Genomic DNA, 12397 nt, shown 5'->3' on the forward strand with positions numbered 1-12397 from the left:
AATGCGATGCCCTTCCTGGCCCCACCTGCCGCCACCGAGCGCGAGAACCTGTCCGCCTATCTGTCCATGCAACTCGACGCCTTCCGTGCCCTGGCCTTTGGGCTCACCGATGCCCAAGCGGCGCTGGCACCCAGTGCCAGCGCCTTCAGCATCGGCAGCCTGATCCGCCACGTCACCGTTGTCGCCGCCAACTGGACCGACGGGGTGTTGCACGCCCCCGACCACACCCCGGCCGGCGAGATCGAGGCACGCATCGCCGAGTTCGAGCGCGGGTTCGTCGCCGGTGACTCCCTGGCCACCGCGCTGAAGGAGTACGACGACGTTTGCCATCGCCTGCTCGCCGCCGTCGCGTCGGCGGACCTCGAGACCCCGGTCCCGGTGCCGGACGCGCCGTGGTTCCCGAAGGACTTCGACCACTGGTCGGTGCGCTGGGTCTGGGGCCACCTGCTCCAGGAGCTGGCCCGTCACGCCGGGCACGGCGACATCATCCGCGAGACCCTCGACGGCGCCACGATGTATCCCCTCATCGCCGCCAACGAGGGCATGGGCGACCTCGGCTTCCTGCAGCCCTGGACCCCCTCGGAGCCGGCCTTCACCACCGGGGTCAGCACGGTCGTCTACTTCGCGTCCGACCCCACCGCGGCCCGCGCCTGGTACGCCGACCTGCTCGGCGCCGAGCCCTACTTCGACCAGGGTCCGTACGTCGAGTGGCGGGTCGGCCCCCACGACCGCGAGCTCGGTCTGCTGGACGCCGCCTTCGCCCCCGAGCACCGCGCCGACGGCACCGGGTCGGTGATCACCTATTGGCAGGTCGAGGACACGGGGGCGGCGTACGAGCGGCTGCTGGGTATGGGCGCCACGAGCCAGTGGCCTCCCCGCGACTTCGGCGAGGGCTACCTCGGAGCGAGCGTGATCGACCCGTTCGGCAACGTCCTCGGCGTCATGCAGCGCCCCGTGTGACCACGAAGTTCGCCAGATGGGGACGCGAGGTTCGCCAGATGGGGACGCGAGGTTCGCCAGATGGGGACGCGAGGTTCGCCAAATGGGGACGCGAGAACGGCTACTTCAAGTAGGGGTTCGTCGTGACGGTCGGGTCCGGGGTCAGCGGGAGTACGAAGGCGACCTCGTCGGCTTCCTGCTCCGTGGACCCTTCCGCGACCCGCACGGGGCGGCGCTCAGCGGTAGGCCGGAAGCCGTAGCTGCTCGCGAAACCCACCGCAGACGGGTTGTCGGACCCGGCCCAGAAGTAGAGGAACCGGTGCCCGTCGGTGGCGGCCTTCTGAGCCGCGGTCTCCACCAGGCCGCGGGCGATCCGCTCACCGCGTGCCCCGGGGGAGGTCCAGAGACCGAAGACCTCACCAGTCTCGGGGTCGTCGTTGTGGAGGCCCAGGCTGACCACGCCGACGGGCTCGCCCTTGCGTTCCGCGATCACCCGGTGCGCGCGGGTCATCCGTTCGCTCCAGTAGTCGTCGTCGTACGACGCCTCGTCCTCGAAGCGGGCCACGAAGGCATCTGGGGCGTCCTCGAGCGCGGCCAAACGAACCGTGCGGTACAGCTGCCATTCGTTCACGCCGAGTAAGCGAATCTCAATGTCAGGCATACCTCAGCATCCCACAGGTCTGGTGGCCGGCCTTCTCACGACGTACGCCGAATGGCCCCTCGAGATCGAGCAGATAGCAACGACAGGGGCCATTCGACGACCCTCGGAGGGCCGCATGACGGACTTCGCGGTCACTTGGGCGGGATGACGACCACCGGGCAGGGGGCGTGCTGGACGCAGTGCTGGCTGACCGAACCGAGGAGCATGCCGGCGAAGGCGCCGTGGCCGCGCGTGCCGACGACGAGCAGGGATGCCGACTTGGCTGCCTTCAGCAGGACCGGCGCAGGTTTGCCCTGCATGAGCCGAGGCGTCACGTCGGCGTCCTCGCCGAGCACCTCGCGGATGGTGTCGGTGAGTGCCGTCTGTGCGCGCTTCTCGGCGCCGATGTCTCGGGGGACGGCGGGGTAGCCGTAGTAAGACCCCTTGTCCCAGGCGATGACGACCTCGAGCGGCAGGTTGAACTTGCGGGCGTACTCATCGGCCCACGCCAGGGCGACGCGTGCGGTCTCGGAAGCGTCGATGCCGACGACGACAGGTGCGGTATCCATGGTGAGTGATTGCTCCTCGGGTCGATGAGTGGGCCGGGTCCCGTGCTCTTGCTCGACCCTCCCCCGCTCGCTCGATCACGTCAACCACGAAGTTCGCGAAATGGGGACGCGAAGTTCGCCGAATGGGGACGCGAAGTTCGCGAAATGGGGACGCGAAGTTCGCCGAATGGGGCTCCGAGGTCGGCCGACGGGATCTCGAAGGCCCATCTGACGAACTTCGGAGCCCCATCTGGCGAACTTCGTGGGGCCATTTGACGGACTTCGTGAGTCAGCCCTGGGCCGACTCGGCGCTCATCACCTGACGGACCTGGATGGGCTGCTGGATCGGAACGCCGCCCAGCCCGGGAGCGGCCGAGATGTGGGCCGCGATCTCCACCGCCCGCTCGGCCGAGTCGACGTCGACCATCCAGTAGCCGGCCAGTACCTCCTTGACCTCGGCGTACGGGCCATCGGTCACGACCGGCGCCGAGCGCCCGTCGGAGGTGACGGTCCGCACCGCGTCCGGACCGGCCAGGCCCTCGGCGGAGACCAGCTCCCCGCGTTCGGCGAGCATCTCGCCCGTGGCCCCCTGGAAGGCGATGTGGCGCGCGATGTCCTCCTGCGGCCACTCGGGCAGGGGTACGTCGCAGCCGGCGCCACCTTCGTAGTTCATCAACAGTAGGAACTTCATCGGATTCTCCTTCGTCGTGCAGCGGATGTGCTTCTTGCAGGGGAGTCGGCGCGGGCGGGACGGCCACGACGTACCTGCCCTCAGAGATTTCGACTTTCTCGTAGCCGGGCCGCCTGGGTGGTCAGGTAGTCGCGCTCGGGTCGGCTGGCCGTCGCCCGGGCGGCCGCTTCGTACTCGCCGATGGCTTCGTCGCGCGCCCCGGAAAGCTCGAGCAGGTGGCCGCGCACCGCCGCGACCCGGTGGCCCGACAACCGCGACGCATCGACCGCCAACGCGTCCACCTGCCGCAACCCCTCTTCGGGACCCTCGACCATGGCAACTGCGACCACCCGGTTGAGCGCGACCATGGGGTCGGGTTGGAGGCGGTGGAGGACGTCGTACAACGCCACGATCTGAGGCCAGTCGGTCTCCTCGACGGTGGTCGCCTCGGCGTGGACGGCGCCGATGGCCGCCTGGACGGCGTACGGACCGGCCGGTCCGGCGGTCAGCGCCCGGGTCACCAGAGCGATGCCCTCACGGATCTGGTCGGCATCCCAGGTGGTCCGGTCCTGGTCACGCAGCGGGATCAGCTCGCCGCGGGGACCTTGGCGGGCGGTACGCCGCGAGTCGGTGAGCAGCATCAGCGCGAGCAGCCCGGCCACCTCGGGTGCGGAGGGCAGATGGGCCCGGAGCATCCGGGCGATCCGGATCGCCTCCGCCGCGAGGTCCGGGCGTTGCAACGAGTCGCCGGAGCTGGCGACGTACCCCTCGTTGAAGATCAGATAGAGCACGCTCTGCACCTGTCCCAGCCGCAGAGCCAGGTCGTCGGGTCCGGGCATGGTCATCCGCAACCCGTCGTCGCGGATGCGCTGCTTGGCGCGGGTGATCCGTTGAGCCATCGTGGTCTCCGGCACCAAGAACGCGGCCGCGATCTCACCGGTGGTCAGCCCGCCCACGGCGCGCAACGTGAGCGCGATCGCCGAGGCGGGCGTCAGCGCCGGGTGGGCGCAGAGGAACAGCAGGGCCAGGGTGTCGTCGGTGTGACCGGTGGCTTCGCCGGCGGCGGCCTCGGGGTCCTCGCGGGTCCGATCCTCGGCGTACGCCGCCTCACGCTCGCGCCGCGAGGACTCCGACCGGGCCGCGTCGACAAGACGCCGCCGGGCCACGGTGACCAACCACCCCAGTGGCTGGTCGGGGAGGCCTGCGCTCGGCCACTGCCGGTGGGCGGCGAGCAGCGCCTCCTGCACGGCGTCCTCGGCCGCGCCGAAGTCCACCGCGCCGCGGGCGACGATCGCGAGAGCGCGCGGCGCCAGCTCGCGCACCAGTCCGTCGTTCGGGCCCACCGGTTCAGGCTGCCACAATCACGCGCTGGTCGGGACTACTCGGCGCCGTGCTGGGGGCGCAGTTCGATCGTGTCCCCCGGGGAGGCGAACTGGGCGGCGATCTCCTCGGCCCGCTCGCGGCTGGACACATCGAGGTCGAAGAAGCCCGCGAGGTGTTCCTTGATCTCCGAGTACGGCCCGTCGGTCGCCACCGCCCCGTCCTGCCAGCGGTAGATCTTCGCGCGGTTGGGATCGCCCAACGCGGTGCCACCGATCAGCTCGCCGGAGGCCGACAGCTCCCCGAGCAGCTCCTCGAACTCTCGATCGAGGCGCTCCCGCTCGGCGGGTTCCAGCGCCTGCAGGGCAGCGGTCGTGTCGCCGGTGGGGTGGTTCCAGGGCTGGGGGTTGGCGTGGATCAGGACGACGTACTTCATGGGATCTCCTCCAGGGTCGAGTTGTTCTCGGTCTTGTCGTGGAGTCGGAGTCACCCCACGGTTCTCGACATCCTCCCCCGAACTCTTGTGGTCCCGTTTTCTCACGAAGTTCGCCAAATGGGGCGTCGAGATCCGCCAGATGGGGATCTCGTGCCCCATCTCGCGAACCTCGCGTCCCCATTTGCCGAACCTCGCGTCCCCATCTGGCGCACTTCGTGGGGAATCTAGGCTGGGGGATATGAGCGACGAGACGTACGACGCCGTGGTCGTCGGAGCCGGCGTCAGCGGACTCGTCGCGGCCCGGCGTCTGATCGCCGCCGGACTCCACACCGTGGTCCTCGAGGCGCGCGACCGCGTGGGCGGCCGACTGCTGTCGCTCGACGCGGCGGGCGCGAACGGGGGCCGGGTCGACCTCGGGGCCTCCTGGTTCTGGCCCGGGGAGACCCGGGTGGCGGCGTACGTCGAGGAGTTCGGGTTGGGCGTCCACGACCAGTACCTCGCCGGGGACGCGCTCTACCACCAGCCCGACGGTGCCCAGCGTCTGTCGGGAAACCCCATCGACGTCGCGAGTTTCCGGTTCTCCGCCGGCGCCCAGGGGCTGGCCGAAGCGCTGGCCGCCGACCTGCCCAGTGGCACGATCCGCCGCGAGACCCCGGTCGCGATGGTGCGTTCGGTCGACGACGGACTCGAGGTCTCGGCGGTCGGTCACACGGTCACCGGGAAGCACGTCGTCCTCGCGCTGCCCCCAGCGCTGACCGCCTCGACCGTCGCGATCCCCGGCCTCGACCCCGCGCTGGCCGGACTGCTCGCCGCCACCCCGGTGTGGATGGGCTCGATCGCCAAGGTGGTCGTCGAGTTCGACCGCACCTTCTGGCGTGAGGAGGGTCTGGCCGGTGCGGCGATCAGTCATCACGGTCCGATGCGGGAGATACACGACCTGTCGGGACCGGGCGGCGTACCAGCGGCGCTCTTCGGTTTCGCCCCGCTCACCCCAGGCGCCCCGGTCCCCACGGAGGACGCCATCCGTCAGCAGATCCGCGAGCTCTTCGGTCCCCAATCACCCGCGCCCACCCGCGTCACCGTCGCGGACTGGAGCGCCGAGTCGTTCACCACCCCCAGCGGCGCCGCGCCGGGCGGGGGTCAGAACTACGGCCACCCGGCGTACGCCGCACCCGCTCTCGACGGACGCCTGCACTGGGCCGCCACCGAGACCTCTCGGGTCAACCCCGGCCACATCGAGGGCGCGATCGTCGCGGGGGAGCGCGCAGCCGACGCGATCCTCACCGCGAGTCGGCGCTAATTGACGCTCCAGAACGCGTGAGTCGGCGCATATTGAACAACAAGCGCCGACTCGGCGGTCCCCGGGAGTCAACTTGCGCCGACTCACCGTAGACGCCGAGGTTAATGATCGCTAACCTCTCAGGGTGTCCACTTCCACTGGCCCCACCCCGTCCGGCCCCACCATGCGGTCCCTCGTCGCCGAACTGCGCGATCGACTCGCCCACGTCCGACTCGGCGGCAGCGAGTCCGCCCGGACCAAGCACACCGACCGGGGCAAACTCCTCGCCCGGGACCGGATCGACCGCCTGGTCGACCCGGGCAGCCCGTTCCTGGAGTTCAGCGCGCTCGCCGCAACCGGGATGTACGGCGACCCCGACCAGCCCGACACGGTCCCTGCGGCCGGCGTCGTCACCGGCATCGGGCGGGTCAGCGGCCGCGAGTGCGTGATCGTGGCCAACGACGCAACGGTCAAGGGCGGCACGTACTACCCGATGACGGTCAAGAAGCACCTGCGCGCGCAGACCATCGCCGCCGAGAACCGCCTGCCGTGCATCTACCTCGTCGACTCCGGCGGCGCGTTCCTGCCGATGCAGGACGACGTCTTCCCCGACCGCGAACACTTCGGCCGGATCTTCTTCAACCAGGCCAACATGTCCGCCCGCGGCATCGCCCAGATCGCCAGCGTGATGGGCTCCTGCACCGCCGGCGGCGCCTACGTCCCCGCGATGTCGGACGAGACGGTGATCGTCAAGGAACAGGGCACGATCTTCCTCGGCGGACCCCCGTTGGTGAAGGCCGCGACCGGTGAGGTCGTCAGCGCCGAGGACCTCGGCGGCGGGGACGTGCACGCACGCACCTCCGGCGTAGTCGACCACCTCGCCGAGGACGACGAGCACGCGCTCGACCTGGTGCGCTCGATCGTCGGGACCTTGGGCCCGGCGGCCGCGGGGCCCACCGAGATCGAGGAACCGCTCGAGGACCCGGTCGGCCTGTACGACGTCGTCCCCACCGACTCCCGCACGCCGTACGACGTCCGCGAGGTCATCAAGCGCGTGGTCGACGGTTCCCGGATGCACGAGTTCAAGCCGTTGTACGGCGAGACCCTGGTGTGCGGGTTCGCTCACATCTGGGGCCACCCGGTGGCGATCCTGGCCAACAACGGGATCCTGTTCAGCGAGTCCGCGCTCAAGGGCGCCCACTTCATCGAGCTGGCCCAGCAGCGAGGCATCCCCCTGGTCTTCCTGCAGAACATCTCCGGATTCATGGTCGGTCGGGAGTACGAATCCGGCGGGATCGCCAAGGACGGCGCCAAGCTCGTCACCGCCGTCGCCTCAGCCTCCGTCCCGAAGTTCACCGTCGTCATCGGTGGCTCCTACGGCGCCGGCAACTACGGCATGTGCGGTCGTGCCTACGACCCGCGCTTCCTGTGGATGTGGCCCAACGCCCGGATCTCGGTGATGGGCGGCGAGCAGGCCGCCTCGGTGCTGGCCACCGTCCGCCGCGACGGCATCGAGGGCCGCGGAGGGGAGTGGACCAGCGAGGAGGAAGAGGCCTTCAAGGACCCGATCCGCGCCCAGTACGAACTGCAGGGTTCGCCGTACTACTCCACCGCCCGCCTCTGGGACGACGGGATCATCGATCCCGTGGACACCCGACGCGTGCTGGGCATGGGCCTCGCGGTCGCCGCCCAGGGCGCAGCCGATGCCCCCGACCCCTCGACCACCACGCCGCACTTCGGCGTCTTCCGGATGTGATGACGATGTCTACGAACAATCCCACGAACAGCCCCACGAGCACGTCGTTCGACAGTGTCCTGATCGCCAACCGCGGCGAGATCGCCTCCCGCATCATCCGCGCCTGCAAGGAGGCCGGTCTGCGCAGCGTCGCGGTCTACTCCGACGCCGATGAGAGTGCCCCCTTCGTCCGCGAGGCCGACCAGGCCGTCCACATCGGCCCGACCCCGGCGGCCGAGTCCTACCTCGACATCGGCAAGATCCTCGCCGCTGCTGAAGAGTCCGGCGCCCAGGCCATCCACCCCGGCTACGGGTTCCTCTCCGAGAACGCCCGCTTCGCCACCGCCGTACGCGACGCCGGACTCGTCTTCATCGGACCCACCCCTGAGGTCATCGAGGTGATGGGCCGCAAGGACCGGGCCCGCGAGATCGCCGAGCGGGCCGGCGTACCGGTCACCCCCCGCTACGAGGAGGAGGACGTCCCCGCCGACGCCTACCCCGTCCTGGTCAAGGCCGCCGCCGGCGGTGGCGGCAAGGGGATGCACGTCGTCCGCGACCCGGCCGATCTGAAAGAGGCCGTCGCCACGGCCCGTCGCGAGGCCGCCTCCGCATTCGGCGACGACACCCTGCTCATCGAGAAGTACGTCGAGCGCGGCTACCACGTCGAGGTCCAGGTCGTCGGCGACGAGCACGGCAACGTGGTCCACCTCTTCACCCGCGACTGCTCGGCCCAACGCCGCCACCAGAAGGTCGTCGAAGAGGCGCCCGCGCCGTGGGTCAGCGACGAGGTGCGTGAACGACTCCAGAACTCCTCGGTCGCGCTGTGTCAGGAGGTCGGGTACACCGGCGCCGGCACGGTCGAGTTCCTCGTCGAGCCCGCCGTGGACGCCGACACCGCCGAGAACGCCTACTTCCTCGAGATGAACACCCGCCTCCAGGTCGAGCACTGCGTCACCGAACAGGTCACCGGGGTCGACCTGGTGGCCTGGCAGTTCGCGGTCGCCGCCGGCCAGGAGGTGCCGATGCCCCAAGAGGCCATCGTGTGCACCGGCCACGCCGTCGAGGTGCGCGTCTACGCCGAGGACCCGTACGCCGGGTTCGTCCCGCAGACCGGCCGCGTGCGGGAACTGCTCCGCTCCGGGTTGGCCCGCAACGAATGGGGCATCGAGCAGGGCAGCACCGTGGGGACGTCGTACGACCCGATGCTGGCGAAGGTCATCACCACCGGCGGCGACCGCAGCCAGGCGCTGAGCCGGATGGTCGAGGCCCTCGACGAGACCGCCGTCCTCGGTGTCACCACCAACACCGGGTTCCTGCGACGGCTGGTCGCCAGCGATGCCTTCGCCGTCGGCGACGTGCACTCGTCCTGGTTGGACGGGGCCGACGCCGAGTCGATCCTCGCCGGACCGGACATGCCCGAGGACGCGCCCGCGATCGCCGCCCAGGCGTGGGCCGATCGTTACCTGACCCACCAGCCGGGCCCCTTCGGCGCGATCGACGGTTGGCGCAGTGGCGGCACCCCGCACGCCCTGACCGTCACGATGGCCGACAGCCACGGCGCCACCTTCGTCCCCGAGGTCGACACCGCGTCGACGGCGACCGCCGCTCCGAGCACTCTCATCGAGGCCGACCGGGCCGGAGCCTGGGTCGTCGTCGAGAGCCACCCCTGGCGTTTCGACCGACCCGACGCCACTCGGCGTACGAGCGCCGCGGCCGGGGACGCTGACATCGTCTCCCCGATGCCCGGCACCGTGATCGACCTCGTCGTCGCCGAGGGTGACCACGTGGACGCCGGCCAACGACTCGGCGCCGTGGAGGCCATGAAGATGGAGTTGGCGCTGATCGCCCCGCACGCCGGGCGCGTCACCATGATCGGGGCCGCGGTCGGTGACCAGGTCGCGATGGGCCACGTCATCGTGCGTGTCGACGAACACGAGGAGGATGAGAACGATGGTTGAGGCCTCGAACCCACTGCCGATGATCGTCACCGAGTCGGGGATGCCGAGCGCCGTCACGATCTACGAGGTCGGCGCCCGCGACGGCCTCCAGAACGAGAAGGCCCTGATCCCCACGGAGATCAAGGCGGAGTTCGTCCTGCGGCTCCTGGCCGCCGGCCTGCCGATCGTGGAGGCGACCAGCTTCGTCCACCCCAAGTGGGTGCCCCAGTTGGCCGACGCCGCCGAACTGATGACTGGGCTGACCGAGACCCTCGGGGAGACCGCCCGAGGCCTTCCGGTGCTGGTGCCCAACGAACGCGGCCTGGACCGGGCCCTCGAGCTCGGCCTGAAGCACATTGCCATCTTCGGCTCCGCCACCGAGACCTTCGCGAGCAAGAATCTCAACCGGTCGCTGGACGAGCAGTTCTCGATGTTCGAGCCGACCGTCACCCGCGCCCGCGAGGCCGGACTCGACGTCCGCGCCTACGTCTCCATGTGCTTCGGCGACCCCTGGGAGGGTGCGGTGCCGATCGACCAGGTCGTCGACGTCGGACGTCGACTCTTCGACCTCGGCGCCTCCCAACTCAGCCTCGGCGACACCATCGGCGTCGGCACCGCCGGCCACGTGACCTCCCTGATCGAGGGCTTCGTGTCCGCCGGGATGCACGCCGACCAGTTGGCCCTGCACTTCCACGACACCTACGGCCAAGCGCTGTCCAACGTGCAGGCCGGACTCCGAGCCGGCGTCACGACGTACGACGCCAGCGCGGGTGGTCTCGGCGGTTGCCCCTACGCCAAGTCCGCCACCGGCAACCTGGCCACCGAGGACCTGGTCTGGATGCTGACCGGCTTGGGTATCGAGCACGGCGTCGACCTGCCCAACCTGGTCGAGACGAGCGTCTGGATGGCCGGTCACCTCGGTCGCCCCAGCCCGTCGGCCGTCGTACGCGCGTTGGGTGCGGGTCCGGTCTGATCGTCGAGTCGGCGCGAATTGTTGAAGTAGCGTCGACTGGGGCCGTTCTGCCGATCAATTAGCGCCGACTCGCGGTTGAAGCCCGTGTTAGGTTGCCGCATCTTTTGATCTGGGGGGATCACATGCTCCGTTCGATGCGCGCCCTGTCAGGCGCACTGTTCGTCACGCTCGCCGCCACCAGCCTCACCGTCGCTGCACCGGCTCACGCCGACACGACGCAACGTTGGGCCAAGCAGTACCAGGACTCCTCGTGGGGTGCCTTCGACCCACGCGGGGACATCGAGGCGTTGATCGTCGGCGACCTGACCTACGTCCGGGTCGACGACGGCGACGACGGAGACCAGAACGACCTCAAGAAGCTCCGCGCCGACGGCTCGGAGGTGTGGTCCAAGGACGCCACGGAGTTCGGTGACCTGCGGGCGGCCGGGACGTGGGGCCTGCTGCTGGCGGGTGACGGCGAAATGACGCGGTTGAACCCCGACGGCGCCGTGGTGTGGCAGGTGGCCAGCCCCGACTTCACCGATGTCGTGGTGATCGGCGACCAGATCGTCCACGTCGGCGACGGCACCACCTGGGACGCCACGACCCAACGGAACGGGTGCGTGTCGACCTTCCGTGCCCAACGCCGCGCACTCGCCTCCGGGGCGCTCCAGGCCCAGCAGGCCGGAATGGGTAGCCCTTCGACCAACGGCCCCTGCCTGCGTCAGGTCGACCTGCTCCCCTCCGGACAACTGCTCGCGATCGGCAAGGACACCGCCTACACGCTGAACGCGACGACGCTCGCGGTAGTCGGCAGCGCGGCGTACGACACCAGCATCGATCAGGACTTCGTGGCCGGTGACCGGGTCTACTCGGTCCGCGAGATGAACGACAGCACGCGCAGTCAGGTGCTCCGGGCCACCGATGGCGTCGGCGGCTCGCTGCTGTGGGAGCAGACCTGCACCAACCCCGAGGAGCCGAGGCCGACCAAACTCGAGGTGCTGGCGGCGAACCCGGACCGCGTGGTCGTGGTGGCCCGGAACGAGTTCGGCACGGCGGACGAGGACTACCTGTGCCTGCTGGCCTCCGACGGGACGGTCCTCGAGATGGACTCCCTCATGGGTGTGTACCAGGGCAGCGATGATCTCGTCGCCGATGTCGATGGTCGCGTGGTGCTGACCGTCGCCGGGGGCAACAGCAGGAACGAGGAGTGGCCGTTCATCTACGCCTACGACTACACCTTCGAGCAGAGCACGCCCGAGCCGAAGATCACCTTCTCCGCCGGCATCGCCAGCCAGAAGAAGCGCCCCGCGAAGGAGCCGTTGGTCGTCAGCGGCCAACTCTCCTACGCGCCGTCAGGCTCCCGGGTGCTGTTCCAGCGCAAGAACCGTTCGGGATGGACGACGCTCGCCTCGGCCTCCCCGCAGATCACGCCGCAGACTTCGGTCGACTACCGGTTCTCCGTCCGTCAGTCTCCTGGCCGGTGGGACTACCGCACGGTGGTGCGCAGCCAGAACGAGACCCTCGTGACGAGCCAGGTCGAGAATCGCGGCTTCTACCGGTTGTGGCTCAACCGGGTGAAGCGGTTCGGTGGCACGAGCGAGCAGTTCGTCCAGATCAAGAACCCGGGCCCGCTGTGGGCGCCGATCCGGGACCTCGACCTCAAGGTGGACGGCGGGTTCGGCCTCGGCTCCATCTACAAGGGCCGTACGTCGATCGCTCCGGGTGCCGTCATCCGGATCCACCCCGGAAGCGGCAGAACCGATGGCGACGACATCTACCTGCGCAGAGCCAACCACTGGAACGAGTTGCGTGATCGGAGTGGTCGCCTCGAGTTGAAGTACACCGGCCCCTTCGGTGTGGCCACGCTCAACCGTTACACCTGGTAGTCGAGTCGGCGCGAATTGTTGAAGTAGCGCCGACTGGGGCCGTTCTGCCGAT

11 protein-coding genes are annotated in these 12397 nt (G+C 69.6%); 6 read left to right on the forward strand and 5 right to left on the reverse strand.

From position 1 onward, the window contains the following. The first annotated feature begins 6 nt into the window (after positions 1 to 6). Positions 7 to 960 carry a mycothiol transferase gene (locus ACYVLV_RS15985; RefSeq protein ID WP_460811400.1) on the forward strand — a complete coding sequence of 318 codons (954 nt, stop codon included), beginning with the start codon at positions 7 to 9 and terminating at the stop codon, positions 958 to 960. 100 nt (positions 961 to 1060) lie between these two features. Here ACYVLV_RS15985 and ACYVLV_RS15990 read toward each other — a convergent pair whose 3' ends face one another. The 5 genes from ACYVLV_RS15990 to ACYVLV_RS16010 form a co-directional block, all read right to left on the reverse strand. After that, the gene (locus ACYVLV_RS15990; RefSeq protein ID WP_460811401.1) at positions 1061 to 1600 is read right to left on the reverse strand and encodes a GNAT family N-acetyltransferase; all 540 of its coding nucleotides are present in this window, start codon (positions 1598 to 1600) and stop codon (positions 1061 to 1063) included. 131 nt (positions 1601 to 1731) lie between these two features. Continuing rightward, positions 1732 to 2148: a universal stress protein gene (locus tag ACYVLV_RS15995; RefSeq protein WP_460811402.1), complete on the reverse strand. Its 417-nt coding sequence runs from the start codon at positions 2146 to 2148 to the stop codon at positions 1732 to 1734. Positions 2149 to 2416: 268 nt separating this feature from the next. Then, entirely contained in the window at positions 2417 to 2818 is a 402-nt protein-coding gene (locus tag ACYVLV_RS16000; protein ID WP_460811403.1) for a YciI family protein, read from the reverse strand. 80 nt (positions 2819 to 2898) lie between these two features. After that, positions 2899 to 4140 carry an RNA polymerase sigma factor gene (locus ACYVLV_RS16005; RefSeq protein ID WP_460811404.1) on the reverse strand — a complete coding sequence of 414 codons (1242 nt, stop codon included), beginning with the start codon at positions 4138 to 4140 and terminating at the stop codon, positions 2899 to 2901. Positions 4141 to 4175: 35 nt separating this feature from the next. Next, a complete protein-coding gene (locus ACYVLV_RS16010) occupies positions 4176 to 4553 on the reverse strand; it encodes a YciI family protein (protein WP_460811405.1) in 378 nt (125 codons plus the stop codon). A 238-nt stretch (positions 4554 to 4791) separates the two neighbouring features. Between ACYVLV_RS16010 and ACYVLV_RS16015 the strand changes: the two genes are divergently transcribed. From ACYVLV_RS16015 to ACYVLV_RS16035, 5 genes are all read left to right on the forward strand, one after another. Then, a complete protein-coding gene (locus ACYVLV_RS16015; RefSeq protein WP_460811406.1) occupies positions 4792 to 5853 on the forward strand; it encodes a flavin monoamine oxidase family protein in 1062 nt (353 codons plus the stop codon). A 124-nt stretch (positions 5854 to 5977) separates the two neighbouring features. Beyond that, on the forward strand, positions 5978 to 7588 hold the full coding sequence (locus ACYVLV_RS16020) for a carboxyl transferase domain-containing protein (protein WP_460811407.1): 1611 nt from the start codon (positions 5978 to 5980) through the stop codon (positions 7586 to 7588). 5 nt (positions 7589 to 7593) lie between these two features. Then, positions 7594 to 9525: an acetyl/propionyl/methylcrotonyl-CoA carboxylase subunit alpha gene (locus ACYVLV_RS16025; RefSeq protein WP_460811408.1), complete on the forward strand. Its 1932-nt coding sequence runs from the start codon at positions 7594 to 7596 to the stop codon at positions 9523 to 9525. Next, complete coding sequence (locus ACYVLV_RS16030; protein WP_460811409.1) at positions 9518 to 10477, forward strand: hydroxymethylglutaryl-CoA lyase; 960 nt, start codon at positions 9518 to 9520, stop codon at positions 10475 to 10477. The genes ACYVLV_RS16025 and ACYVLV_RS16030 overlap by 8 nt, the downstream gene beginning before the upstream one ends. A 134-nt stretch (positions 10478 to 10611) precedes the next feature. After that, positions 10612 to 12345 (forward strand): hypothetical protein, encoded by a 1734-nt coding sequence (locus ACYVLV_RS16035; RefSeq protein WP_460811410.1) that lies wholly within the window; start codon positions 10612 to 10614, stop codon positions 12343 to 12345. Positions 12346 to 12397 lie beyond the last annotated feature (52 nt).

This window comes from Nocardioides salsibiostraticola, assembly GCF_054783655.1.